General features: G+C 67.8%; 20 protein-coding genes and 1 pseudogene. 8 read left to right on the plus strand and 13 right to left on the minus strand.

Annotation, left to right across the window (positions count from 1 at the left end; genetic code table 11):
* Window positions 1-11: 11 nt before the first annotated feature.
* From WT24_RS33630 to WT24_RS25380, 6 genes are all read right to left on the minus strand, one after another.
* Window positions 12-1,193: a glycosyltransferase gene (locus tag WT24_RS33630; protein ID WP_179949392.1), complete on the minus strand. Its 1,182-nt coding sequence runs from the start codon at window positions 1,191-1,193 to the stop codon at window positions 12-14.
* A gap of 44 nt (window positions 1,194-1,237) precedes the next feature.
* Complete coding sequence (locus WT24_RS25360; RefSeq protein WP_082742290.1) at window positions 1,238-3,460, minus strand: GNVR domain-containing protein; 2,223 nt, start codon at window positions 3,458-3,460, stop codon at window positions 1,238-1,240.
* A gap of 227 nt (window positions 3,461-3,687) precedes the next feature.
* Window positions 3,688-4,260 (minus strand): D-glycero-beta-D-manno-heptose 1,7-bisphosphate 7-phosphatase, encoded by a 573-nt coding sequence (gmhB, locus tag WT24_RS25365; protein ID WP_060036193.1) that lies wholly within the window; start codon window positions 4,258-4,260, stop codon window positions 3,688-3,690.
* Entirely contained in the window at window positions 4,250-4,981 is a 732-nt protein-coding gene (locus tag WT24_RS25370; RefSeq protein WP_257127560.1) for a nucleotidyltransferase family protein, read from the minus strand. The genes gmhB and WT24_RS25370 overlap by 11 nt, the downstream gene beginning before the upstream one ends.
* On the minus strand, window positions 4,978-5,559 hold the full coding sequence (locus WT24_RS25375; protein ID WP_059500698.1) for a D-sedoheptulose 7-phosphate isomerase: 582 nt from the start codon (window positions 5,557-5,559) through the stop codon (window positions 4,978-4,980). Before WT24_RS25375 ends, WT24_RS25370 begins: the two co-directional genes overlap by 4 nt.
* Complete coding sequence (locus WT24_RS25380) at window positions 5,556-6,602, minus strand: dehydrogenase (RefSeq protein WP_034206207.1); 1,047 nt, start codon at window positions 6,600-6,602, stop codon at window positions 5,556-5,558. Before WT24_RS25380 ends, WT24_RS25375 begins: the two co-directional genes overlap by 4 nt.
* A 450-nt stretch (window positions 6,603-7,052) precedes the next feature.
* On the opposite strand from WT24_RS25380, the gene WT24_RS25385 reads away from it, so the two are divergent.
* Together WT24_RS25385 and WT24_RS25390 are read left to right on the plus strand one after the other, a co-directional pair.
* Complete coding sequence (locus WT24_RS25385) at window positions 7,053-8,228, plus strand: polysaccharide biosynthesis/export family protein (RefSeq protein WP_060036195.1); 1,176 nt, start codon at window positions 7,053-7,055, stop codon at window positions 8,226-8,228.
* A gap of 481 nt (window positions 8,229-8,709) precedes the next feature.
* Window positions 8,710-10,911 carry a glycoside hydrolase family 3 C-terminal domain-containing protein gene (locus tag WT24_RS25390; RefSeq protein ID WP_059500872.1) on the plus strand — a complete coding sequence of 734 codons (2,202 nt, stop codon included), beginning with the start codon at window positions 8,710-8,712 and terminating at the stop codon, window positions 10,909-10,911.
* 82 nt (window positions 10,912-10,993) lie between these two features.
* Here WT24_RS25390 and WT24_RS35480 read toward each other — a convergent pair whose 3' ends face one another.
* Both WT24_RS35480 and WT24_RS25395 read right to left on the minus strand, forming a co-directional pair.
* Window positions 10,994-11,119 carry a hypothetical protein gene (locus WT24_RS35480; RefSeq protein WP_257127250.1) on the minus strand — a complete coding sequence of 42 codons (126 nt, stop codon included), beginning with the start codon at window positions 11,117-11,119 and terminating at the stop codon, window positions 10,994-10,996.
* Window positions 11,116-11,694, minus strand: a complete 579-nt coding sequence (locus WT24_RS25395) for a DUF4865 family protein (RefSeq protein ID WP_179949394.1) — start codon at window positions 11,692-11,694, stop codon at window positions 11,116-11,118. Before WT24_RS25395 ends, WT24_RS35480 begins: the two co-directional genes overlap by 4 nt.
* A 130-nt stretch (window positions 11,695-11,824) precedes the next feature.
* On the opposite strand from WT24_RS25395, the gene WT24_RS25400 reads away from it, so the two are divergent.
* Together WT24_RS25400 and WT24_RS25405 are read left to right on the plus strand one after the other, a co-directional pair.
* Window positions 11,825-12,682 (plus strand): LysR family transcriptional regulator, encoded by an 858-nt coding sequence (locus WT24_RS25400; protein ID WP_059500701.1) that lies wholly within the window; start codon window positions 11,825-11,827, stop codon window positions 12,680-12,682.
* A 544-nt stretch (window positions 12,683-13,226) separates the two neighbouring features.
* Entirely contained in the window at window positions 13,227-13,814 is a 588-nt protein-coding gene (locus tag WT24_RS25405) for a YigZ family protein (protein WP_060036197.1), read from the plus strand.
* A 270-nt stretch (window positions 13,815-14,084) separates the two neighbouring features.
* Here the strand turns inward: WT24_RS25405 and ppk2 are convergent, their stop codons facing one another.
* Window positions 14,085-15,035, minus strand: a complete 951-nt coding sequence (gene ppk2, locus WT24_RS25410; protein WP_059789391.1) for a polyphosphate kinase 2 — start codon at window positions 15,033-15,035, stop codon at window positions 14,085-14,087.
* 322 nt (window positions 15,036-15,357) lie between these two features.
* Between ppk2 and WT24_RS33635 the strand changes: the two are divergent.
* Window positions 15,358-15,550, plus strand: a pseudogene (locus WT24_RS33635) (alpha/beta hydrolase); the annotation flags it as partial.
* Window positions 15,551-15,638: 88 nt separating this feature from the next.
* On the opposite strand, the gene ggt reads toward WT24_RS33635, so the two are convergent.
* The gene (gene ggt / locus WT24_RS25415) at window positions 15,639-17,360 is read right to left on the minus strand and encodes a gamma-glutamyltransferase (protein WP_011547886.1); all 1,722 of its coding nucleotides are present in this window, start codon (window positions 17,358-17,360) and stop codon (window positions 15,639-15,641) included.
* A gap of 398 nt (window positions 17,361-17,758) precedes the next feature.
* Between ggt and WT24_RS25420 the strand changes: the two genes are divergently transcribed.
* The 3 genes from WT24_RS25420 to WT24_RS25430 all read left to right on the plus strand — a co-directional run bounded on the left by WT24_RS25420 (window position 17,759) and on the right by WT24_RS25430 (window position 24,400).
* A complete protein-coding gene (locus tag WT24_RS25420; protein ID WP_059789390.1) occupies window positions 17,759-18,283 on the plus strand; it encodes a metal-dependent hydrolase in 525 nt (174 codons plus the stop codon).
* 201 nt (window positions 18,284-18,484) lie between these two features.
* Entirely contained in the window at window positions 18,485-22,987 is a 4,503-nt protein-coding gene (locus WT24_RS25425) for a DEAD/DEAH box helicase (protein ID WP_060036198.1), read from the plus strand.
* 138 nt (window positions 22,988-23,125) lie between these two features.
* A complete protein-coding gene (locus tag WT24_RS25430) occupies window positions 23,126-24,400 on the plus strand; it encodes an APC family permease (protein WP_059500706.1) in 1,275 nt (424 codons plus the stop codon).
* Window positions 24,401-24,495: 95 nt separating this feature from the next.
* On the opposite strand, the gene WT24_RS25435 is transcribed toward WT24_RS25430, so the two are convergent.
* From WT24_RS25435 to pcaQ, 3 genes are all read right to left on the minus strand, one after another.
* Complete coding sequence (locus WT24_RS25435) at window positions 24,496-24,792, minus strand: XRE family transcriptional regulator (RefSeq protein WP_060036222.1); 297 nt, start codon at window positions 24,790-24,792, stop codon at window positions 24,496-24,498.
* Between the two features lie 74 nt (window positions 24,793-24,866).
* A complete protein-coding gene (locus tag WT24_RS25440; protein ID WP_060036223.1) occupies window positions 24,867-25,226 on the minus strand; it encodes a type II toxin-antitoxin system RelE/ParE family toxin in 360 nt (119 codons plus the stop codon).
* Window positions 25,227-25,357: 131 nt separating this feature from the next.
* Entirely contained in the window at window positions 25,358-26,344 is a 987-nt protein-coding gene (gene pcaQ / locus WT24_RS25445) for a pca operon transcription factor PcaQ (protein ID WP_059500707.1), read from the minus strand.
* Window positions 26,345-26,391 lie beyond the last annotated feature (47 nt).

A 26,391-nucleotide genomic window follows, 5' to 3' on the forward strand; every position in this document is an offset into this window, starting at 1 on the left:
CGCCGCCTCTTTCACGCTTGTGCCCGGCCGGCGCGCGGCCGGCCATGCACGGCGCGCTCCAGCGCATCGTGCAGTTGCGCGCTGACCGCGCCGGACGAAAAACGCCGCGCGTTCGCCCGCCCGGCGCTCACCAGCCCGGCGCGCAGCGACGGGTCGCCGGCGACGCGTTCGATCTGCCGGCCCCATTCGGCGGCATCCATCGCATCGGCGACGGCCACGAACGACTCGCCCATCGTGTAGCGGTACACCGGCAAATCGGACGCGACGACCGGCACGCCGACGAATTGCGCCTCGATCACCGTGCGACCGAAGCCTTCGTGCAACGTCGGCGATACGTACAGATCCGCCGCCTGGAAAAAGTAGCCGAGATCCTCGTCGCCGACGTTCTCGACGAAATGGGCAGCGATGCCAGCCTGCGCGGCAATGCTGCGGCATTCGTCGCGGTTGGCCTGGTTGTGCGCGCTGCCTACCCGCAGCACCATCACGTCCTTGCGCCCGAGCGACGCGAGCGCGCGAAACAGCGTCGCATTGTTCTTGCGCGTCTCGTCCGAGCCGACGTTCAGCACCACCAGCGCGTCGCCGACGTCGATGCCGAAGCGCGCGAGCAGCATCGCGCGCGCCCGTTCGCGCACCGCGGCGTCGATCGGCGCATAGCGATCGTCGAACGCATTGGGAACGACCTGTATCCGGTCGGCGCGGATGCGCAGCTCCGCCAGCGCTTCCTGCGCGGTCACGTCCGACGGCGCGAGCACCACGTCCGCGGTCGCGATCAGCGACTGCGTCAATCGCATGTACGCATTCTTCAACTGCTCGACGACGCCGCGCACCTGGCCCGGACGCTGCACATGATGCAGCACGATGCCGACGCGACCGCCCGCCCACCGGATCAGCGGAATCATGAAGGCCAGGTCTTCCTGGTACAGCATCACGAAGTGTCCGGCGCGCGCCGCCGCGATCGCACGCAGCGGATACAGCACGAACTGCGTCCAGTACCGCAGGAACGAACGCGGCTCGGCCGGAATGTCGACCGGCTCCACGTCGAATCCCGCCAATGCCGGGATGAAATCGATACATTTGAGGCTGTATCGCATGACGCCGTTCCAGCTCACCGGCCGCGGGCCGAGAAACCACACGACCCGCACCGCGGGCGACTCGCGCCGCAGCCCGTCGTTGCCCGCCATCGAATCGCTCATGCGTTGCACCTCCTCGCCCGATTGCATCGACACCTCCCGAGCGGTCAGGCGCGCGCTGCGGCGAAGCCGGCGCCGATCCGGCGTACGCCGTGCAACGGCGACGGCTCGAACCCGTTGAACACCAGCCCGTCGATGCGCACACCGATCTTGCGCAGGCTGTCGAGCGCGTCCGCCATGCCGGCCGAGTTCGCCGAACCCTGGCGCGCCACCAACAGCGTCATGTCGGCCACGCGCGACAAGGCCGCGATGTCGGCCACCGGCAGCACGGACGGCGCATCGACGATGACCATGTCGTAGCCGCTGCGCAACCACACGACCAGCTTGTCGAGACGCGCGACGTCGAACAGGTTGCGCGTCGACGCGCGCTGAGTGCCGGCGGACAGCGCATCGAGCTTCCCGGCCACGCGCGTGATCGCCTCGTCGGCCGGCAGCGCGCCCTTCAGTACGTCGGACAAGCCCGGCGTCGCGGCGACCGGCAGATAGCGATGCAGCGCCGGCGCGCGCACGTTGGCATCGACGATCACCGTCTTGAGCCCCCTCTCGGCGAACAGGTACGCGAGGTTGGCGGCAATCATCGACTTGCCCTGCGCGGGCGCTGCGGACGACACCAGCACGACCTTCGCGTCGCCGCCATAGGCCGCCAGCCGGTGTCGCAACGTCAGCGCCAGGCTGTCCATCGCATCGGCCAGCGGTTCGTCGGCCGACTCCTGCGTCGCGATGAAGGCCGGCGTGCGATTCGCATCCGCATCGGCCTGACGGCGCGATTTCGGCAGGACGCCGAGCATCGGGATGCCGAGCGCCGCTTCCAGCTCATTCGGATCGCGAATGCGGCCGGCCAGCAGCGCACGGCCCTGCGCCGCGAGAAACCCGAGCATCAGCCCGATCACCGCACCGGCGAGGATCGCGATCAGGCGCTTGGGCCGGATCGGCTTGTCGCTCGCGACCGCCTTGTCGACGATCGATGCGTTGCCGACCGTGCCGGCCTCCGCGATCTGCAACTGCTGCGTATTGTTCAGCAATCCGACATAGAGCTGGTTGTTGACCTCGACGTCGCGCGCAAGACGCAAGTACGTCTGCTGCTGCGACGGCAGGCGCGCGGCCTTGTCCTTCAACATCGCAGCCTGCTTGTCGAGTTCCTTCAGCTTGTTGGCCGCCGCAACGACCTGCGGCTGCCCCGGCACGTATTTCGACAGCAGATCCTGATACTCGAGCCGGGTTTCGAGCCGCGACTTGTCGACGAGCGCCAGTTGCTCGACCAGCAGCCGGATATCGCCCTGCGCGTCGATCGACCCCTGCTGGTTGCGAAACGTGTTCAGCGCCTGCTCGGCCTGTTGCAGCCGCGCCTTGACGATCGGCATCTGCGCGTTGAGGATCGTGAGGCTGCGCTCCGCATCGTCGGCACGGCGTCTCGCGTTGAAGTTCAGGTAGGCCGCGGCGATCGCATTGAGCATGCGTGCGGCAAAGACGGGGTCGGGATCCTCGAAACTCAGTTGCATGATGCCCGACTGGCGCTTCGTCTCGATCACGCCGAGTTTCTTCAGGATCGCGTCGAGACGCACGTCGGTAGCGATGCGCCGCACCCTGAATTGCGCACCGGGGCGCGCGACGATCTGTGCGACGTCCACGCGATAGCCGTCGTTCGCACTCGGCACGCCGACCACACCGCTCAGCACCACCTGGCCGCCGCGGTCCGTCAGCTGGAAGCGGTTGCCGTCGAGATAGTCGAACGTCAGCGGCTTGCCGATCTGCGCGGCCGGCACCTCGAACGTCCTGAACTCCAGACGCTCGCCGCCCCAGGCCCACGACGACATCCCGAGCGGTGCGTCGACGAGGCCGTTCGCGTCCTTCGGCAGGAACGAACCGATCAGCCCGCCGACGATCGGAAACCGGTTCTCGACCGACACCTCGGCCTGTGCGGCCGTCGCGTTCATCGCTTCGAGAACGACCGAGCGCGAACGGACGATGTCGATTTCGCCGACCACCGCCGAATTCTGGATATCGAGCGCCTTGGAGATCGACGACAGCGACCCCAGTGCGCTGGGCTTGTTCTCCTCGATCTGGATCAACATGTCGGCCGAATACACGGGCGTCGCCGCGATCGCATAGACGATCGCGAGCAGCAGGCAGGCCGCGAACACGGCCGCAAACAGGCGCCCGTTGTCGAGCACGTTCTCCAGCAAATCGATCGGCGACAACCGCGTCGCATGTCCGGCAGCCTGTTTCGGTTCGTTCTGATGCCCGGTCAATGCAGGTCGGTCCATCTTCATGCTGAACTCCAGAATGGAAGATCCGGCTGGCTTCGCCGCCTTACGCGCGTTGTGATTCACGTTCATGTCTTTGAAAATCCGGCTGGAAACCCTTCGGTGCCGGCCGGAGCGCACTGCGTCGGGAGCCTGGATGCCTCGCGCTTGCCCGATCGGCGCAACGGCCGGCAAGCCGTCGTCGAGTCCTCGTTCGTTTCATCTCGGCATGCAGCCGTCGAGGCTGCGACCCGCTATACACCCGCCGCGACGACACCCGTGGGTTGCAGCGCCGCACCGATGTCGGACAGCCGCGCGACGACGTCAGCCGCCGGATCGGCTCGCACCGGGCCCGGCCGGTCGCCCACGAACAGGAAACGGCGCCCGACGCCGGCGCACGCACCGGCCTCGAGATCGGACGGCTTGTCGCCGACCAGGATCGACGCCGACAGGTCGAGGTCGAGCTCGCGCCGCGCGTCGTGCAGCATCCCGGGCTGCGGCTTCCGGCATGCACATGCCTGCCGGTAGCGGCCCATCCCGGCCACCGGGTGATGCGGGCAAAAATAGACACGGTCGATTCTTGCGCCACGCTCGTCGAACCTGCGGCGCATCCAGTCCATGAATGCGGCGAACTGCCACTCCGAAAAATATCCGCGGCCGATCCCGGCCTGGTTCGTCACGACGATCACCTGGTAACCGTTCGCATTGGCCAGCCGCACGAGATCGAAGATGCCGTCCACGAACACGCAGTCCTGCGGCCGGTGGACGTAACCGTAGTCGATATTGATCACGCCGTCGCGATCCAGGAACAGGGCTTTACGCTTCACTGGTTCCGGTCTCCAGCATCGGCGGAATCGCGGTCTGCGCGCGCCGGTAGTCCGCCGGCACGCCGATGTCGATGAACGACGTGACCTCGGGAAATACGCGGATGTCGAGCGCGTCGGCGCGTTCGGCCAGGAAATCCTGCTCGAACGAGAATTTCGCCGGCAGCGCGAAACCGAGCAGCCTGCTCGCGTCGACGACATACGTGCCCGCATTGATGTAGCCCCGTGCCGGCCGCTTCTCGCGGAATGCCGACAGCCTGCGCGACGTCGCATCGAATTCGAGCGTGCCGTAGCGCGACGCATCGTCGACATACGTGGCCGCCACGACGAGATCGGGGCGCGTCGCACGATGGAACGCCGACAACGCGCGCAGATCCAGGTTCGACCACGTATCGCCGTTCATCACGATCATGTCGCGCGCGCCGTGAGCCTTCAGCGCATGAACGATCGCGCCGCCGGTACCGAGCGGCTCGTCTTCCTCGATCACGGAAATCGCGATGCCGAAGTCGCGCGACGTCACGAACGACTTGATCGGATCACTGCCGTAGCCGAGCGACAGCACGACCTCCGTCACGCCCTGCTGCTGGAGCCCGCGCAGCATCCAGCCCAGAAACGGCTCGCCGTCGATCGACGCGAGCGCCTTCGGCAGTGCGTCGCCCAACACGGGGCGCAGCCGCGTGCCGAGGCCGCCGGCCAGGATCAGGCAGGGCAGCATCGCGTTCATGCAAAGATCCGCTCTTCGACGATGCCGCAAATGATGTGGCCGCATACGAGATGCCCTTCCTGGATCTTCGGGGTCGACGCGGACGGAATCTCGATGCAGATGTCGGCGCGCGTGCGCATCTCGGCCGCGCCGGGTCCGTTGCCCGTGAAGCCGACGCAAACCATGCCGGCCGTCCTGGCCACTTCCAGCGCGCGGAGAATGTTCGGCGAACGCCCCGACGTCGAATACGCCCAGAAGACGTCGCCGGGGCGCCCGGTCGCCTGAATCTGACGCTCGAACAGCTTCTCGTAACCGTAGTCGTTGCCGATCGCGGTCATGACCGAGCTGTCCACGGTCAGCGCGAACGCCGCAAGCCCCGGCCGGTCGAAGTTGAAACGGCTGACGAATTCGCCCGCGATATGCTGCGCGTCCGCGGCGCTGCCGCCGTTGCCCGCGAGCAGGATCTTGTTGCCTGTCCGTAGCGCTTCCGTCACGCGTTCGGCCACCTGTTCGATCCGCGCCACTTGCTCACGGTCGGAAACGAGCGCCGTCAGCACCGACAGCGTCTGGCGAATTTCGCTCTCCACGCCGATCGTCATTGATTCTTTCTCCACGACTGCGCACCGATGTCGGTGAACGTACAGTTGAGCACCTGGCCGTTGATCCCGTTGTACGCGTCCAGCGCGCGCATCACCGCCGACCGTTCGACCGGATCGACGAAGAACATCATGAAGCCGCCGCCACCCGCGCCGGACACCTTGCCGGCCTTCGCGCCGGCCCGGACCGCGACGCGGTACAGATCGTCGATCATCGAGTTCGAGATGTTCTTCGCCATCCGCTTCTTCGATTCCCACGCGTCGCGCATCGACGCGGCGAACGCTTCGAAATCGGCGCGCAGCACGGCTTCCTTCATGCGTACCGCTTCATCCTTGACCTCGTGCAACGCGGCCAGCGAATCGACGACGCCTTCCGTCACGTTGCTGCTCTGTTCCTTGATGATGTTGGCCGACTCGCGCGATACGCCGGTGTAATACAACACGAGCGACGCCTCCATCTCGGCCTTGATTTCCTGCTTGATCCGCAGCGGATTGACGATCACGCGATCGCCGTAGAACTCCATGAAGTTCAGTCCGCCGAACGTCGCCGCGTATTGATCCTGCTTGCCGCCGGCGAGCCCGAGATCCTCTCGTTCGATGTCGTGCGCGAGGTGTGCGATGTCGTATTCGCCGAGCGGCAGCGACAGCAGTTCGCAGAATGCCCTGACCAGCGCAACGACGATCGTCGACGACGAGCCGAGCCCGGAGCCGGGCGGCGCTTCGGAGCACGTCGTGATCGTGACGGCCAACGGATGACCGCCGTGGAAATCCCGCACGATCCGGTTGTAGACGCCCACATGCAGCCCGAGCCCCTTCTGCACGTCGAGCACCGGCGACACCGGGCCGATCCAGCGCGTATCCGTATCCGCCGCCACCAGTTCGACCTTCGCGTCGTCGCGCGGCGCGATCGACGCATACGCGAACTTCTCGATCGTGACATTGAGCGCCAGACCGCCGAACCGGTCCGAATAAGGCGGCACGTCGGTTCCGCCGCCGCCCAGACCCAACCGCAAAGGCGCCCTCGAACGGGCAATGAAGCGTGTCATGAAATCTCTCGCAGACAGTGAGTCGGACGCCGGCACGATGCCGTTCGCGCCTCCGCACATTCGGTCGGGAATGCACGACCATGTTCGTTGGCGCCACTATGCGATAGATGTCCGGCGCGCTGCGTGCGATGGCTTACATTAAGCCGCCACCGCTCGATCCAGGCGTTCAACCTGCGTTACGCTCTGTTCGCGAGCGGCACGGCGACGTGCGAACCTGCGTCGGAATCGCCGTCACGTCCCCGCCACGCATGACGACTTCCTGCCGTCATTGGCAATGTTTGACAATCGATGCCGGGAGCCGCCTCGCCATGAACGACGCGTGGATCGCCGTGCGCCCGAATGCCGCCCGCGAGTGTCGTCACGATGTGCAGAACGAAGCGAAGGCGCGACAGGCACCTTCGATTCGATCCGGATAACGTAACAATCGATTCAACGATGCTGGACACAAAAATGAAAATCGCTCAACCGCTGGACTCCGTGGCGCCGGGCCACCCTCGCACCGTCATGCGCCGCATGTGCATGGCGTTCTCGTTCGCGACCATCGCGACGCTGTCCGCCTGCACGGTGCCGGGGCAGCACATGAATTCGACCGCGTTGCCGGTCACGACCGCCGACAACGGCGACGTCACCAGCGACATGCAGGTGCCGGTCAAGCAGATCGACCTGACGCAGATCGAGCAGATTCGCGCCGCACAGAAACGTGCGCCGGGCGCGACCATTGCGCCGAACCTGTTCGCGAAGGCGGACATGTACCGGATCGGCGCCGGCGACGTGCTGCAGATCACGGTGTGGGATCACCCCGAATTCGCGACGGCCGCCGGCCAGCCGGTGCAGAACACGAAGGCCGCGGACGCCGCGCCCGGCTTCGTCGTCGACGGCAACGGCAACGTGCAGTTTCCGTATATCCCGCGGCCGATCCACGCGGCCGGGAAAACCGTCGCGCAGCTCCAGCACGAGGTCAGGACCGAACTCGCCAAGGTGTTCGTGAAGCCGCAGGTCACGGTTCGCGTCGCGTCGTTCCGCGCCACGCAGGTCTACGTCGACGGCGAAGTGCGTAATCCCGGTGCACAGCCGATCAACGACATTCCGATGACGCTGATCGAAGCCGTCAGCCGCGCGGGCGGCTTTGCGCCGACCGCGGATCAGAGCCGCATCACGCTCACCCGCAACGGCACGATCTATCCGCTGAACGTCGCGCAGATGATGAAGACGGGAAAAAACCCGGCGGACATCATGCTGAAGCCCGGCGACATGCTGCATGTGAGCGCGCGCGACGACAATCCCGTGTACGTGATGGGCGAAGTGGTCAGGCCGCAAGCCGTCGCGCCGCTGCGCGACGGTTCGCTCACGCTGAGCGAAGCGCTCACGCAGGCCGGTCAGCTCAACCAGCAAACGTCGAATGCCAAGCAGGTGTTCGTGCTGCGCAAGGCCGCCGACAGCGCGCCCGTCATCTATCACCTCGACATGCAGTCGCCGGTGTCGATGCTGCTCGCGAACCAGTTCCCGCTCGCGTCGAAGGATGTCGTGTATGTCGACAACACCGGGCTCGTCCGCGCAAGCCGCGTGCTGAACCTGCTGCTGCCGGCGATCAGCGCGGGGTTGACCGGCGCACTCGTCACGAAGTAGCCAGGCCGGCCGCACGCGGGGAGCGGGTTCGCATGACACCTCCCCGCGTTCGATGCGCACGCAACGAGTCGGCCGCCATCCCGACGCACTCCTCCGCAAAACCGCTTGCCTCCAAGTACTTCTTACTCGCCCCGCCTCCGCCGTCGGGAACGATGACCGCCTTTCCACCCCGCCGCGCGCCCCTACGAAATAAAGATCGCACGTATCGGTAGAAACACCGATGCTGTAGTCAAACTACATTCATACCATTTGTCGTTGCAGAGAATCGCTACATCCGATTCGACAGTGTCGGGCGGCCTACGCGTCGCCGCCCGCATTGACCGGTCGAGCCCAACCGGCCGTAACGATTCCCCGCCTGGCCTGGCATGCCGACGCGCAACCACCCTGCATCGCCAGCCGAATGCGTCCGGTGCGAATCCACCGGGCGCGCGCAGCTCCAGACATCATCCGAACAACCGGCAATACGATCATGGAGAGCAACATGCGGGACACCCTCTGGCCGGCCGTCGTGCTGGCAGCGACCCTCTGCACCACCGCCTACGCCGGCGACGCCGATTTCAATGCGCAGGGCGACGCCACCGACGCGTTCGCATCGGCCGCCGCGCAACGGCGCGCCGACCTGCTCGTGCGCAAGATGACGCTCGACGAGAAACTTCAATTCATTCATTCGCAATACGAAATGTCGAAGGTGCCGGGCGGCGGCGCCGGCTACATCCAGGGCGTGCCGCGACTCGGCATTCCCGATCTGAACATGGTCGATTCGGCGACCGGCTCCGGCAGCACGTCGCAGGCCAGCACGACGTTCCCGGCGACGATCGCGATCGCGGCGAGCTGGGATCGCCGGCTGTCGTACGACTTCGGCAAGCAGGTCGCGATCCAGTTGCGCGCGCAGGGATTCGGCATGGGCCTCGGCGGCGGCACCAACCTCGCGCGCGAGCCGCGCGGCGGCCGTCTGTTCGAGTATCTCGGCGAGGATCCGTTACTGGCCGGCGACCTGCTCGCCGAACGCACGCTCGCCACGCAGCGACAGAAGGTCATCGCCACGATCAAGCACTACGCGGGCAACGAGCAGGAGCACGGCCGGATGGGCGGCAATACGCAGATCGACGAACGCACGCTGCGCGAGCTGTATCTGTTGCCGTTCGAGATCGCCGCGAAGCGCGGCCGGCCCGGCAGCGTGATGTGCAGCTACAACCGCCTGAACGGCACCTATGCGTGCGAGAACTCTCATCTACTGAACGACGTGCTGAAGAACGAATGGGGCTTCCAGGGCCAGGTGCAGTCCGACTGGGGCGCGACGCACAGCACCGCCGCCGCGATCAACGCCGGGCTCGACGAGGAAGAGGACGTCGGGCCGAGCGTCTACCTGACGCCCGCGGCCGTCAAGCAGGCGATCGCGAACGGCTCGGTGTCGACCGCACGCCTCGACGACATGGTGCGCCGCAAGCTCGCCGTGATGATCCGCGTCGGCGTGATGGACGATCCGGCCAAAGGCGGCGGCACGATCGATTTCGCGGCCGGCAACCGGTTCGCGCAGGCAGCCGCCGAGCAGTCGATCGTTCTGCTGAAGAACGACGGCAACCAGTTGCCGCTCGTCGCGTCGGCGCTGTCGCGCATCGCCGTGATCGGCGGCCATGCGGATGCGGCCGTGCTGTCCGGCGGCGGTTCGGGCAACACGCGCGATCCCGTATCGGGTTCGTTCGCAGGCTGCGGCGGCCTGACGTTCGGGTCGTCGACCGGCTGCAGCTGGTGGCGCAATCCGTGGCTCAAGGTCGACGTGCCGATCGTCGCCGCAATCCGCGCGTTGGCGCCGGCCGCGCAGGTCACGTATGCGGGCAACAGCGACCAGCAGTCGCCGTTCCGCGCGTACACGCAGCAGGAGATCGATCAGGCCGCGGCGCTCGCGGGCCGCTCGGACGTCGCGATCGTCGTGGTCGCGCAGCCGGCCGGCGAGGATTTCGGCGATCTGCAGAGCCTGAGCCTCGCGAATCCGTCGAACCAGGATGCGCTCGTCGAAGCCGTCGCGCGCGCGAATCCGCATACGATCGTCGTCGTCCAGAGCGGCAACCCGGTGCTGATGCCGTGGAAGGACAACGTGTCGGCCATCGTCGAGGCGTGGTATCCGGGCGAAGCCGGCGGCAAGGCGATCGCGAACGTGCTGTTCGGTGCGGTCAACCCGTCCGGCAAGCTGCCCGTGACTTTCCCGGCGCGCGATCAGGATTCGCCGACGTGGGGGCAAAACGGCACGTTCGAGACCGACCCGGTGTACGCGGAAAAGCTGAACATGGGCTACCGCTGGTATGACGCGCGCAACATCAAGCCGATGTTCGAGTTCGGCTACGGCCTGTCGTATACGCACTTCGCGTATTCGGGCCTGTCGGTGTCGAAGCAATGGGACGGCTCGCTGAGCGTTGCGTTTACCGTGCGCAACGACGGGCGCGTTGCCGGCGCGGAAACGCCGCAGGTCTATCTCGGCGTGCCGTACAAGGACGAGCCGCCGAAGCGGCTGGTCGGCTGGGAAAAGATCCGGCTGAATCCGGGCGAAGCGCGGCGTGTGCATGTGACCGTGTCGCCGCGGATGCAGAGCGTCTGGGATACGTCGCGCAACGGCTGGCGGGTCGTCCCGGGCGGGACCGTGTACGTCGGCGCGTCGTCGCGCGACATCCGCTTGCAGGGCCACTGACCGAGCGACGATGAAGCGACCGGGGGCGCCATGCATCGCAGGCGCGGCGCTCCCGCGTCGACCACCGGCTGCGCCGAAGCGCTTACCTGAGCAACAGCGCCAGCAGCGTCGAAAGCGCCGCAATCGCGGCGATCCCCGCCACCACCCCCGCCAGATGCGCGGCGATCACCACGCCGGCCGGCAATCGCGACGCGATGCCGGCCATCACGCGCCGCCCGCTTCCAGCGTGTCGAGCAGCGGCTTCGCCAGATGCAGGACCTGGTACACCGTGCCCGCGCCGCCGTCGTCCGGTTCGTGTTCCGTCACGAGCGCACGCGTCAACCGCCAGCGCAGCGGATCGACACTGACGGCCGCCGCAACCACGCCCTGCCGAGCCGCCGCGTCGCGATTGCGTGCGATCTCCCGCGCCAGCGTCGCGTCGAGATCGGCGTCCGCCGGGATCTCGATCGTTTCCAGACGAGCGAAACGTCCCGTCGACGCACTGCCCTTGCGTGCGTCGAGCACAACCTGCGTGTCGATCGGCGCGCGGCCGAAGCTGTCCGTCACGACCCGAAAGCGGCCGTCCGTCACGAACCGCGCGAACGCCTGTTCGTTGCGCCACAGGTAAAACGACGCATAGCCGTTTTCCGTCGCGCCGTGACGGCCGGCCTCGCGCAGCAGGAAGCCCTTGAACAGCAGGTCCGGCGTGTCGTCCCACAGCCGGCCGCGCTCGTGCACGCGATTGCGGATGATGTCGAGGTCGTAGTCCGCCGGCAGGCGGTGCACGTAGTACGCGGTCAGCATGATCGACTCCTGGCGAAAGAAATCCACGGAATTCCGGACGACATGAAGGCAGCGTAGAAGACCTTGAATCATTTGAAAAGACGATGGCAGAATATTTCAATGATTCGATTCTGAAATGAACGAGGGTGCGATGAAAACGCTCGACGTCGAAGCCGTGCAGGCATTCGTGCTGACCGCCGATCTCAAGAGCTTCACGCGGGCCGCGGAAGCGCTGGACACGACGCAGTCCGCGGTGAGCCTGAAGATCAAGCGGCTGGAAGACGGGCTCGGCCGCCGCCTGCTGGAACGCACGCCGCGCCAGGTTCGCCTGTCGGCCGACGGCACAGCGTTCCTGGAACCGGCGCGCGAACTGGTGGCCGCTCACCACGGCGCAATCAGCGCATTCGGCACGAGCCAGCGACGGTTGGTCATCGGCGTCAGCCACCATGTCGTCGGCGCCGATCTCCCGATGCTGCTGCGGCGAATGAGCGAAGCGGAGCCGGCGCTCGTGCTGGAGATCCGCGTCGCCACGTCGCGCGACGTGCTCGAGGCGTTCGATCGCGGCCAGCTCGATGCGGCCGTCGCGCTGCAGCACGACAGCCGGCGGCTCGACGGCGAAACCATCCTGTCGGAGTCGTTCGGCTGGATGGCGGCGGCCGATTTCGAGCACCATCCGCCGCAACCGCTGCGGCTCGCCACGCAGGCCGAACCATGCAGCGTGCGCCGCATGGCGGTCGACGCGCTGGACCAAGCCGGTGTCGCATGGACGGAAGTCTTTGTCGGCGGCGGCGTGGCGACGATCGGCGCGGCGGTGTCCGCGGGGCTTGCCGTCGCGGCGCTCGGGCATCGCGTCGCGCCTGCCGGCACCGTCGACGTAGGTGCGCGGTACGGGCTGCCGCCGCTTCCCACGCGCGATGTGGTGCTCCACTCGAATCTGACCGATGCACGAGCCAGGCAGGCACTGCGTACGCTGGGCGCGGCGCTACGGTCGTCGGTTGGCGTGCGTTGATGCCGCGCGCGGGTTCGACGAACCGACTTGAACGCCTCGCAGGAAAGCGACATGCATGCGTCGGACGAACCGATGAACGAAGTGGCTCCGCGCTTGCGCCCCTGATCGAGCGGGCGACGGCAGCGAGTCGCCGTTGCGAGATATTGCAGGTCGGTTGGTCCTCTTCGCGCACCCCGGAATACGCATCCGACGCCATCCCGGTCGGCCGTGTATCCGACTGACGAATAACCGCCCATTGCCCTGCATCCCGGTTGACGAGCCAGATCCGCTCGCTGCCGTGAAATTCGGTTGCAACGCGCTTGACCGTACTCCGCGACAGGTCGAGCCGCCCCCATCGATCCCCGGCGCGCTTCGTCGATTCGTATCCGGCACGTCGCCTGAACCGTGTTGTGCCGGCGTCGAAATGCCTCGACGCGCGCCACGGTAAAATCGCGTCTTCGCCCCGCGCATGGGCCGACGATATCCATCCGCCCCCGGGCCAACGTCAAAAGCATCCACCAGCCATCATCGCCTTGATTTCCCAACGCTTTCCGCGCCGCGACGCATGAGTTACTCGCTCGCCACCGCCTACACCCGCGAACTCGAAATCCGCAAGAGCCGTTTCATCGCGTATGCCGTTCCCGTCGAGGATCGCGATGCCGCGATGCAGGTACTGCAACGCCTGCGCGACGAGCATCCGGCGGCCACCCACGTGTGCTGGGCGCTACTGGCGGGCGGCCAGTCGGGCATGTCGGACGACGGCGAGCCGTCGGGCACCGCGGGCCGGCCGATCCTCGAAGTGCTGCGCCATCACGACCTCGACGGCGTGCTCGGTGCGGTCGTGCGTTACTACGGCGGCGTGAAGCTCGGCGCGGGCGGGCTGGTGCGGGCGTACACGGACGCGATCGCATCGGCGCTGCTCGATGCCGAGCGCGTCGAGCGCATCCGGCACACGCGGCTCACGATCGAGATCGGCTACCCGGAGGAGGCGCGCGTGCGTCGCTGGATCGAACAGGCCGGCTACGCGCTGGTGGACAGCGCGTACGGGATGACGGTGAAGCTCGTGATCAAGCTGCCCGAAACCGCCGAAGCCGCGGCAAGAGGCGAACTGTTCGATCTGACGCAGGGGCGCTCGGGGTTTCCGGAGATTTGAGCCGTTGCGGCGACAGGCCCGAGCAGCGCAAGCCTGGAGCGCTCGGCGCGCGTCGTTTTCCCCAATGCGTCGGAATCGCGCCGTTTCGACGGCGTCGACGCATATCGACGCGCACCTAGAAGCACGCTGTCGAGGCTGTTCGTCCGACACTCCGAAAGACGGTAAGACCCGGTCGGGCCGAATCGCCCGCCGTCAAGCGGCCACCCCGAAAAAAAAGCGCCGCATCGAGCGGCGCGCTTCATCGCCTCGCGATCGACCGGCGCGAACCGATCAATAAATCTCCGGCACGATCATGCTGTCGGGCACCGGCCGACGAATGTAATCCTCGTGATGCTCGCGCTGCGGCAGATCGATGGTCGGGCGCGGCACCTCGTGATACGGCACCTGGCCGAGCAGATGGTGAATGCAGTTCAGCCGCGCGCGCTTCTTGTCGACGGCCTGCACGACCCACCACGGCGCCTCGGGAATATGCGTGCGCTGCAGCATCTCTTCCTTCGCGGCCGTATAAGCCTCCCAGCGGCGGCGGCTTTCGAGGTCCATCGGGCTCAGCTTCCACTGCTTCAGCGGATCCGCGATCCGGCTCTGAAAGCGCATCTCCTGCTCGTGATCGGTGATCGAGAACCAGTACTTGACGATCTGGATCCCGCTGCGCACGAGCATCTTCTCGAACTCGGGCACCGACCGGAAAAATTCCTCGTACTCGTCGTCGGTACAGAAATTCATCACGCGCTCGACGCCCGCGCGGTTGTACCAGCTTCGGTCGAACAGCACGATCTCGCCGCCTGCCGGCAGATGCGCGACATAGCGCTGGAAGTACCATTGCGTGCGCTCGCGGTTGTTCGGCGCGGGCAGCGCGGCGACCCGGCACACGCGCGGGTTGAGGCGCTGCGTGATGCGCTTGATCGCCCCGCCCTTGCCGGCCGCGTCACGCCCCTCGAAAATGACGACGAGCCGGTGCCCGGTGTTCACCACCCAGTCCTGCAGCTTCACGAGTTCGCCCTGCAAGCGGAACAACTCGCGGAAATATTCCTTGCGCGCCTGGCGACGCTCCGGCGAGAGCAGCAGGTTCCCGCTGTCGTCGAAGCGGCGGTCGTCGAGCTCCATTTCGAGCTCTTCGTCGTATGCGTCGACGAGATCCTCCTCGAAACGGCGCTGGCGCGCTTCCATCGAGTTCGTATCGGTACGGTCGTCGGTCTCGGTGCGGGTATCGTTGTCGCCCATGGGGCCTCCTTCCATCATTGACGCAGCCAAACTCGGCCATTATCCCAGCGTCGCGCGTCAAATTCATGAAAACAGGCGGCCACGCCCATCGAAAGCGGCATGCGGGCAACCCGCCGCCCGCGCGCGCGACTCCCGCCGGCTCGCCGCGCGTGGGTCGGGCGGCGGCGGCACGACCGTGTCATCCGGCCCCGGCACGCGCCCGCCCTGCGAACGCAACGCCGGTTTCCTGACCGACAGCCCGGTTTTCCGGCCGACGCGCAACACGTGTGCCTCATCCGGTTCGAAGAAGAAATCGTCGCCCCACTGTCGCAGCGACGAGCAACGGAAACAGCCTGCGCGCGCGATCTGGGGAGACGCCGACCGAACATTTGGCGCCGAACACTTCCTGCCGCTCTTTACTGCACTGTTTCCATCCGCGCCGATCGAGCGGCTGGCTGTCGGGCACAACTGCTTCGAGGATGCGCGCGATGCCATTGCCGCGCGGATCGCGGGGCATCATCCGAACGACCGGCTGAAAAAATTCGGCAGCCGGATCGAAACACCGGCTGCCGAACGGCGCGCGCGGCCGCTGTCGCCGACGCGCACGCACGATTCACGTCAACGTCAACGAATGATCCGCGTCACGCCCCGCCCGCGCGGATCGGCCATCGCCTCCGGCGTCTTGCCGTCGATCTTGATGACCTGGATGTCGCCGCTGAAATCCTGTCCCTTCAGCGTATAGCCGCGCGCCTCGATCTGCTTCGCGAGTTCGCCTTCGATCGGGTGGTACGGCTCCCAGAAGATCGTGTTCGGCGGCAGCAGCTGGTGATGGAAACGCATCGCGCCGACGGCTTCCTTCAACGGCATCTTGAAGTCGTAGATGTTGTTGATCACCTGGAAGATCGACGTGAAGATGCGCGAGCCGCCCGGCGTGCCGATCACGAGCGACACCTTGCCGTCCTTCGTCATGATCGTCGGCGACATCGACGACAGCGGGCGCTTCTTCGGTTCGATCGCATTCGCGTCGCTGCCGACCACGCCGAACATGTTCGCGACGCCCGGCTTCGCGGAGAAGTCGTCCATCTCGTCGTTCAGCACGATCCCGGTGCCGTCGGCGATCACGCCCGAGCCGAAGTAGCCGTTGATCGTGTACGTGTTCGACACTGCGTTGCCCCACTTGTCGACCACCGAGAAGTGCGTCGTTTCGGCCTTCTCCGGCATCGTCGTGCCGAGGCCGGGCTGCACGCTCTTCGTGTCCGACGGCTCCTTCGGGTTGACCTCGGCCGCGCGCTTCGCGATGTACGCATCGTCGGTCAGCTGCGCGATCGGCACCTTGTAGAAGTCGGGATCGCCGAGATACTGCGCCCGATCGGCGAACACGCGTTTCTCGATTTCCGCGACGAGGTGGATGTACTGCGGCGAGTTGAGCTTCACGCCCTCGAAGTCCTGCTTCAGGTCGGCCTTCATCTTCAGCAGCTGCACGAGGCCGATGCCGCCGGAGCTCGGCGGCGGCGCGGTGATCACGTCGTAGCCGTTCCACTTCGCCTGCACCGGCTGGCGCCACACCGCGCGGTACTGCGCGAGATCCTCGGTCGTGATCAGCCCGTTGCCGTCGCCGGTCTTCATCGACGCGGCGATCAGCTCGGCCGTCTTGCCCTTGTAGAAACCTTCCGCGCCGCCGTCCGCGATGCGCGTCAGCACGTCGGCGAGATCGGGCTGCTTGAAGTTCGCGCCGGCCTTCAGCCCGGAGAAGTACTTGTCGAAGTTGGTCTTGCCGCCGAACTCCTTCGATGCGTCGACGCCGCGCTGCGCGAGCTGCTCGTCGACGACGAAGCCGTCGCGCGCATAGTGGATCGCCGGCGCGAGCACCTGCTTCCATTTCAGCTTGCCGAAGCGCTTCTGTGCTTCCCACATGCCCGCCACGGTGCCCGGCACGCCGACCGCGCGCGGGCCGTACAGGCTCATGCCCTTGACGACGTTGCCGTCCTTGTCGAGGTACATGTCCTTCGTCGCGGCGAGCGGCGCACGCTCGCGGTAGTCGATGAAGTACGGCTTGCCGTCCTTGTAGATCGTCATGAAGCCGCCGCCGCCGATGTTGCCGGCTTCCGGGTACGTGACGGCGAGCGTGAACGCGATCGCAACGGCCGCGTCGATCGCGTTGCCGCCTTCCTTGAAGATCCGCTCCGCCGCATCCGCGCTGTACTTGTCGGCCACCGCCACCGCGGAGCTCGTCAGGACCGCGGGCTGCGGCCCTTTCGCATAGGCGGGCGCGTTCGGCAGGAAGCCGATGCCGGCCACCGTCGCCAGCACGGCGGCGGATGATTTGAAGCGATTCAGCGTAGTCATTGCATGTCCCCCATGTGGATCTCCTTCAGGCGCGACGAGCACCTGATCCGCGGATGGCCGCTGGCGCGCCGACGGCCATATGCCGGCTTCGTAGTATAGGGGGACAAAAAGGGTCGAACACACGGCGGCGACGAAAGCGTGCCGGTTGTGTACGCGTGCTCACGTTGCGGCGCCGCGACGCGCATGGGGATCGGTCGACCTTCCCCTACGGTGCACGCCATCGCGCAATGCACAAAACCGAAAGTTGCGAACCGTGCGGCGGCCCTCGCCACCGATGCAAAAAAATCTGCGAACGACCCGCCCGCGGCACAGGCCGATCTGCGAAGATAGCGCCCCGCTTGCGCGCCGCATCATCGTTTCGTGCACGCGCCGCTTCACGTTTCCCCGTCTCGCTTCCTATGGCATCACACAATGCGCATCATGCGTCCGGCGTCGCGGCCGGCGTCGCCGCCGCCGTCCTCGTCGCGCAAACCGGCGCAACCGGCCCGTGGCACTCGGGCATGCTCGCCGCGTTCGCGGCGGGCGTCGCGGGCGGCACCGCGCCCGACTGGCTCGAAGTCGCATGGTGGAGCCGCAAGCGCCGCCTGTGGATCACGCATCGCACCCTCACGCACTGGGGCATCGGCTGGGTCGCGCTGCTTGCGCTCGGTTGGCACGGGCTCATCCATCATCCGCATCCGCCATGGGCCGCGCCGCTGTTCGGCTTCGCCTGCGGCGGCGTGATGCATCTGCTCGCCGACTGGCCCAATCCGCTCGGCGTACCGTGGATCTGGCGGCGCCACTCGCTCAACCTGTGGAACAGCGGGCATTGCGACCTGATCGTCGTGGCCGCCGCCTGGGCCGGCACGCTGTGGCTCGCGCAATCGCTGTGGTCGCGTGCGCCGCTGATCGAACACTGGCTCGGCTGGCTGCATCGCGTCTAGTTGCAATTCGACACAAATCGGCACGCGATCGGCATGTCGACGTGCACGCAACTTTCCGTCCATTGAAAGCGCGCTGCAGGCCCCCATCTGACGGTGAATCGTCGGCACGCATGGCCGGCACGCACCGGTGGCGTCTGGCACACTGACGATTCGACTCGCGTGCGATCAATCCGCACGCTCGCACCCCATTTCAACGCTCCGATGGACGTCACAGCTACCCGCCCTGCCGCCCGCGCGCTCGACGTGTTCCACCCGGCCGTCGCCGCGTGGTTCCGGCGCACGTTCGCCGCGCCGACCGGCGCGCAGGCGCTCGCGTGGCCGCACATCAAGGCCGGCCGCTCCACGCTCGTCGCCGCGCCGACCGGTTCCGGCAAGACGCTCACCGCCTTCCTGTGCGCGCTCGACGATCTGGTGCGCGATGCGCTCGCGCACGACGGCACGCTGCCCGACGCGACGCTGGTCGTCTACGTATCGCCGCTGAAGGCGCTGTCGAACGACATCCACGTGAACCTCGACGCGCCGCTCGCCGGCATCGCCGAATCGCTCGCGCAACTCGGCCTGCCGGTACCGGCGATCCGCACCGCGGTGCGCACCGGCGACACGACGCAGGCCGAGCGCGCGGCGCTGCGCAAGCGCGCGCCGCACATCCTCGTCACGACGCCCGAATCGCTGTACGTCCTGCTGTCGTCCACGTCGGGGCGGCAGATGCTGTCGAGCGTGCGCTCGGTCATCGTCGACGAAATCCATGCGCTGGCGTCGTCCAAGCGCGGCAGCCATCTCGCGCTGTCGCTCGAACGCCTCGACGCGCTGGCCGGGCACGCGCTGCCGCGCATCGGGCTGTCGGCCACGCAAAAGCCGATCGACGCGGTCGCGCGCTTCCTCGTCGGCGGGCCGGCCGACGCGCCGCGCGACTGCGCGATCGTCGACACCGGCCACACCCGCGAGCGCGACCTCGCGCTCGAACTGCCGAACGTGCCGCTCGAACCGGTGATGGCGACCGACGTGTGGGAACAGGTGTACGACCGCATCGCCGGGCTCGCGGCCGCGCATCGCACGACGCTGGTGTTCGTCAACACGCGGCGCACCGCCGAGCGCATGGCGCGCCATCTCGCCGACCGGCTCGGCAAGGACGCGATCGCCGCGCATCACGGCAGTCTGGCTAAGGAGCACCGCTTCGACGCGGAGCAGCGGCTGAAACGCGGCGAATTGAAGCTGCTCGTCGCGACCGCGTCGCTCGAACTCGGCATCGACATCGGCGACGTCGATCTCGTCTGCCAGGTCGGCTCGCCGCGCGGCATCGCGCCGTTCCTGCAGCGCGTCGGCCGCTCGGGGCACCATGTCGGCGGCGTGCCGAAGGGGCGGCTGTTTCCGCTGTCGCGCGACGAGCTGGTCGAATGCGCGGCGCTGCTCGACTGCGTGCAACGCGGCGAACTCGATGCGCTGCGGATTCCCGAAGCGCCGCTCGACGTGCTCGCGCAGCAGATCGTCGCCGAAGTCGCGTGCACGGAATGGCACGAAGACGCGCTGTATGCGAGCTTCACGCGCGCCGCGCCGTACGCGCGGCTGACGCGCGAACGCTTTGACGAAGTGATGAAGATGCTCGCCGAGGGATTCACGAGCCGCCGCGGCGTGCGCGGCGCGTACCTGCACCGCGACGTGGTCGGCGGCACCGTGCGCGGCCGCCGCAACGCGATGATGACCGCGACCACCTCCGGCGGCACGATTCCCGACATGGCCGACTACGCGGTGCTGCTCGAACCGCAGGGCATCCAGGTCGGCACCGTCAACGAGGATTTCGCGATCGAAAGTCTGGCCGGCGACGTGTTCCAGCTCGGCAACCAGTCGTACCGGATCATTCGCGTGGAAACGGGCCGCGTGCGCGTCGAGGACGCGCAAGGTCAATCGCCGAGCATTCCGTTCTGGCTCGGCGAGGGGCTCGGACGCAGCGACGAGCTGTCGGCGGCGGTCGGGCGGCTGCGCGCACGGATCGACGGCCTGCTCGCGGAAGGCGACCGGCAAGCGAACGCCGGCGGACGCAAGCGCGCGGTCGGCAACGCGGCGGGCAAGACGGAGACGCACGGTAACGCCCAACCAGCGGGCTCGGCCGGCATCGTCACCGACTCGCGAACCGATGCCGCCGCCACCGCGCTCGCGCCCGCCGAAAGCCGCCTCGCGCCCGCGTTGCGCTGGCTCGTCGACGATCTCCGCCTGTCGCCCGACGCCGCACGCCAGATCGCCGACTACCTCGCGCGCACCCGCTCGGCGCTCGGCGCATTGCCGACGCAGGACACGCTCGTGATGGAGCGTTTCTTCGACGAATCGGGCGGGACGCAGCTCGTGATCCATTCGCCGTTCGGCAGCCGGATCAATCGTGCATGGGGGCTCGCGCTGCGCAAGCGCTTCTGTCGCAACTTCAACTTCGAACTGCAGGCCGCCGCGACCGACGACGCGATCATCCTGTCGCTGTCGCTCGCGCACAGCTTCGCACTCGACGAAGTGTGGCGCTACCTGCGTTCGGCCAGCGCCGAGCACGTGCTGATCCAGGCGCTGCTCGACGCGCCGATGTTCGGCGTGCGCTGGCGCTGGAACGCGACCACCGCGCTCGCGCTGCCGCGTTTCACCGGCGGCCGGCGCACGGCGCCGCAACTGCAGCGGATGAAGAGCGACGATCTGCTCGCGACGGTGTTCCCCGATCAGGCCGCATGTCTCGAGAACATCGTCGGCGAACGCGAGATTCCGCATCATCCGCTCGTCGACCAGACGCTCGACGATTGCCTGCACGACGCGATGGACACCGACGGCTGGCTTGCGCTGCTGCGCCGGATCGAGAGCGGCGCGATCGAACTCGTCGAGCGCGACTTGCCCGCGCCGTCGCCGCTCGCGGCCGAGATCCTGAACGCGAAGCCCTACGCATTCCTCGACGATGCGCCGCTCGAGGAACGCCGCACGCAGGCCGTGCAGTCGCGCCGCTGGAGCGACCCCGAATCGGCCGACGATCTGGGCGCGCTCGACGCCGACGCGATCGCCGCCGTGCGCGACGAAGCGTGGCCGCTCGCGCGCGACGCCGACGAAATGCACGATGCGCTGCTTACGCTCGCATGCGTCGCCGACAGCGAGGCGCACGCGCACGCAGGCTGGCCCGAGCGACTCGCGGAACTCGCGGAACGCCGCCGCGCGACGAAACTCGCGACGCCGGGCGGCGCCGTGCTGTGGGTGCCGGTCGAGCGGCTCGTGTGCGTGCGCGCGCTGCATCCCGACGCCCGCACGACACCGGCGCTCAAGGTGCCGGCCGCGTGCGCGCAGCCGTGGGAAGCCGATGCGGCGCTCGTCGACGTGATCCGCGCGCGACTCACCGGCTTCGGGCCGCTCACGCTCGATGCGATCGCCGCGCCGCTCGGCCTGCCGCCCGCGTCGATCTCGACGGCGCTCGTAGCGCTGGAGCGCGAAGGCTACGTGATGCGCGGCCGCTTCACGCCGGGCGCGACGACCGACGAATGGTGCGAACGTCACCTGCTCGCGCGCATTCATCGCTATACGGTAAAGCGGCTGCGTCGCGAGATCGAGCCGGTCGAACGCGCCGATTTCATGCGCTTCCTGTTCCACTGGCAGCACCTGACGCCCGACACGCGCGGCACCGGTCGCGACGCGCTGGCAGCCGTGGTCGAACAGCTCGAAGGCTACGAGGCCGCGGCGAGCGCCTGGGAAGACGCGCTGCTGCCCGCGCGGCTCACCGACTACACGGCGGGCGGCCTCGACGAGCTGTGCCGCTCCGGCAAGCTGGTGTGGACCCGCATCGGCGCGCCGGCGCGCGCGGCCGGCACGCCCGTGAAGACGACGCCGATCGTGCTGTTGCCGCGCCGCCATCTTTCCGCATGGCAGGCGCTGCGCGATCCCGATGCGCAGCCGGCGCTATCCGCACGCGCCACACAGGTGCGCGACGCGCTTGCCGCGCACGGCGCGATGTTCTTCGACGCATTGCTCGACGACCTGCACATGCTGCCCGTCGAACTCGAACAGGCGCTCGGCGAACTCGTGTCGGCCGGCCTCGTGAACGCGGACAGTTACGCGGGCCTGCGCGCGCTGCTGAAGCCGGCCGTCAAGCGCAGCGCGACCTATGCACCGCGTACACGACGCGGCGGCGCGCTGATCGGCGGGATGGACGACGCCGGCCGCTGGGCGCTCGTGCAGCGTCGGGCACCACCGGACGACGGCGCGCCCGCACCGAAACGCGGCCCCGCCATGACCGATCCCGACGCACTCGAACACATCGTGTGGACGCTGCTGCGCCGCTACGGCGTCGTGTTCTGGCGGCTGCTCGAACGCGAAGCCGACTGGCTGCCGAGCTGGCGCGAACTCGTGCGCGTGCTGCAGCGCCTCGAAGCACGCGGCGAGATTCGCGGCGGTCGGTTCGTCGCCGGGCTCGCGGGCGAGCAGTTCGCGCTGCCCGAGGCCATCCCGATCCTGCGCGAACTGCGCCGGCAACCGGGCGATGGGCAGTATGTATGCGTGACGGGCGCCGACCCGCTGAATCTCGCCGGCACGCTGCTGCCCGGCGACAAGGTGCCGGCGCTGGCCGGCAATCGCGTGCTGTTCCGCGATGGCGTGCCCGTCGCATCGCTGGTATCGGGTACGTTCCACTACGCGCCCGAGCTGTCGCCCGCCGCGCGCGAGGACGCGCGCCTGCGGCTCGCGCGTTCCTGCTGACATCGGCTGACACGCACGCGGCACAAGACTACTGATCGCCGGGCCGCGCGGTCACCATCGTTCCGGTAGCATCGAACGATCGACCGCGCGCTTGCACGCCTCGCCCACACAAGACAAGACTTCCGGAGACTGCCGCTCATGCCTTCGCATGCCGATTCGCCCGCTGCCCATCACGCGGGTTCGCTGACCATTTTCCAGGGCGCCGCGCTCTATATCGGCGCGGTGCTCGGCACCGGCGTGATCGCGCTGCCCGCGCTCGCCGCCGAAGTCGCCGGGCCGGCCTCGCTACTCGCATGGGCCGCGCTCGTCGTACTGTCCGGGCCGCTCGCGGCCACCTTCGCCGCACTCGGCGCCCGCTATCCCGATGCCGGCGGCGTGTCGACCTACGCGCGGCGCGCATTCGGCCCGAAGGCCGCGGCGATCGTCGGCTGGTGCTTCTACTTCGCGGTGCCGGCCGGCGCGCCGGCCGCCGCGATGTTCGGCGGCGCATACGTCGCGGCCGTCACGGGCGGCGGACACACGACGGTCGTCGTCACGGCCGCCGCCCTGATCGCGACCGTGTCGGCCGCGAACGCATTCGGCGTCACCGTGTCGGGCCGCATGCAACTGGTGTTGTCGGCGCTGCTCGTCGCGCTGCTGCTTGCCGCGGTGCTTGCGTCCGCGCCGCATGCCCGCGCCGCGAACCTGCATCCGTTCGCCCCGCACGGCTGGCTCGCGGTCGGCCAGGCTGCCGCGCTGCTCGTGTGGAGCTTCGCCGGCTGGGAAGCGATCACGCATCTCGCGGCCGAATTCCGCCGGCCCGCGCACGACATGCCACGCTCGGCCGGCATCGCGGTCGTGGTCGTCGGGTTCCTGTATCTGTCGGTGGCCGCCGCGAGCGTGACGGTGCTCGGGCCTTCCGCGGGTGCATCGGGCGCGCCGCTCGCCGAACTGATCGCGGGCGGCATCGGCGGCCATGCGCAGGTGCTGGCGGCCGCCGCTGCACTGCTGCTCACGCTCGGCACGATGAACGCATATTTCGCCGGCGCGGCAAAACTCGGCGCGGCGCTCGGGCGCGACGGCGCACTGCCCGCATGGCTCGCGCAAGGCAGCCAGGTCGGCGGCGTGCCGCGCCGCAGCCTCGGCGTGATCGCGGTGCTCGCGGCCATCGCGTTGGCCGCCACGGCGCTGTCGGACGTCGGACCGAAGCCGCTCGTGCTCGTGACGTCGGGGTGTTTCGTGATGGTGTACGGGCTCGGCGCGGCGGCTGCGCTGAAGCTGCTGCCGCGTGGCGGCATCGCATATCGTTGCGCGTGGATTTCGCTGATTGCGGTCGCCGGGCTGTTCGTGACGACCGGATGGTATTTCCTGTGCCCGCTGCTGCTCGCGGGCGGCGCACTGCTTTATCTGCAGGTTACCGGCCCGCGTCAATGATCCGATATGCGCCGCGGGCCGACGCCCACCGGCTCGCCGCACCGATCGCACGAACGATCACGCCGATCCGGCCGTGCGCCGTTCGTTCGCGCCCGTCAGGCCGGCACCAGCTCGAAGCTGAGCCGTTTGCCGAGCGCGGCGGCCGCGCTCGCGAGCGTCGCCAGCGTGAGGCTCGTGTCGGTTTCGTCGAGCAGACGGTTGAGCGCGGCGCGGCTGGTCTTCATCCGCGCGGCCATCGCGGTTTTCGTGATGTGCTGCGCCTTCATTTCCTGCCCGATCTGCCACGCGATCACGCGCTTGATCGCGGTGGCGGTGGCCGCTTCGAGAGCGCCGTCCGCTTCGAGGAAGGCATCGAAATCGCTGCCGATATGCGGATTGTTCGTGGTCGTCATGTCGTACTCCAGGTGCATGGCGTTGCCGGCTGCCCGACCGTCGGAGACGGTGCGTTCCGGCGCAACCGGGGAATTCAGATGGCGTGCGTCAGCGCTTTCAAGCGCGCGACGGTGACGTCGAGATCGTCCGACGGCGTAGCTCGCGACTGCTTGAAGAAGCCGCGCAGCAGCACCATCGTGTCGCCGACGACCGTGAACAGCACGCGCGCGCTTCGCCCCGGCACCGTCACGCGGATATCCCACAGATCCTTCGCCATCTTCCGGACCAGCGGCATGCCGAGCGGCCAGCCGAGTTGAACGGTCTTGATCTCTTCGCCGATCGCCCTTCGCTCCGCCTGCACGAGCGCATCGAGCCATTCGGGCACCGGCTCGTGGCCGCGGGCCGTCCGGAAGAACCGCACGCCGAGCGTGACCTGAATCTGCTGTCTCGCCATCGTCTTGTCACCCATCGTATCAAAAACGGTACGATATGCCAAGCACCCCGATGATGGCTACTGACCGGATGGCCACTCAATCCTTCGGCAAGAAGCAGATCGGACCCGGCGCATCCGCCAGGCCCGGTGGATCACCGCTTGCCGCGAGCGCGCTTGCGCGCCGCGCGTGGCGCCTGGTGCGGGCGCGCATTGCCGAACCGCGATCGCGCGATGTCGCGCACCGCGTCGATCAGCGTCCGCGCGACCGGCGACGGCTGCGCATCGGTACGCAGCACGAGCCCGACCGGCTCGTCGGTGCCCGCCGACGGCAGCGGCAGGCGCGCCAGCGCGCCGGCCGACAGATCGTATTCGGCTGCATAGAGCGGCACGAACCAGACCGCATCGTTCTCGAGCGCCAGTGCGCGCGCGACCGATACCGACAGCACCTCGATGAACGAATCCAGCGGCGGCGCGCCGCATGCGCCGAGCAGTTGCTCGGCGGACTGGCGGATCAACGTGCCGAACGGCGGCAGCACGACCGGGTAGCGCGCCAGCTCGGCGGCCGGCGCCGCGCTCGCGAGCAGCGGATGCCCGGCACGCACGACCGCGACGAGCGGCTCGTTGTACAACTGCTCGAACGCGAGCCCGATCATCCGCTCCGGCTCCGACAGCCGCCCGATCGCACATTCGATCGCCCCGGATTTCAGACGCTCGAGCAACTCGGCGTTCGCGGCCGTCGCGATCCGCACGACGATGCGCGGCCAGCGCGCGGTCAGCGCCTTCATCAAGGCCGGTGCGAGCGAAGCCGCGACGGTCGGCAGCATGCCGATTTCCAGCGTCGCGGCAGCGGCCCCGCCCTCGCGCGCCAGCAGCCCGACGCCCTGCCGCAGCGCCAATACGCACGCATTCGCGTGCGGCATGAACAGTTGCGCTTCGCGGGTGGGCTGTGCGCCGTGCCGGCCGCGCTCGAACAGCTTCACGCCGAGGATCGCCTCCAGCTCGGCGATCGTCTTCGACACGGCCGGTTGCGTGATCGACAGGCTTTCGGCCGCCTTCTGCACGCCGCCCAGTTGCGCGACCGCGAGAAAACACTGCAGGTGCCGGAATTTGACGCGACCGTCGGCGATACGGTTATTCATAACGGGTGGTTATGCGAATGACGATGAATCGCCATTTTGCATAACTT

Source organism: Burkholderia sp. MSMB1078WGS (assembly GCF_001528895.1).
Lineage (GTDB): Bacteria > Pseudomonadota > Gammaproteobacteria > Burkholderiales > Burkholderiaceae > Burkholderia.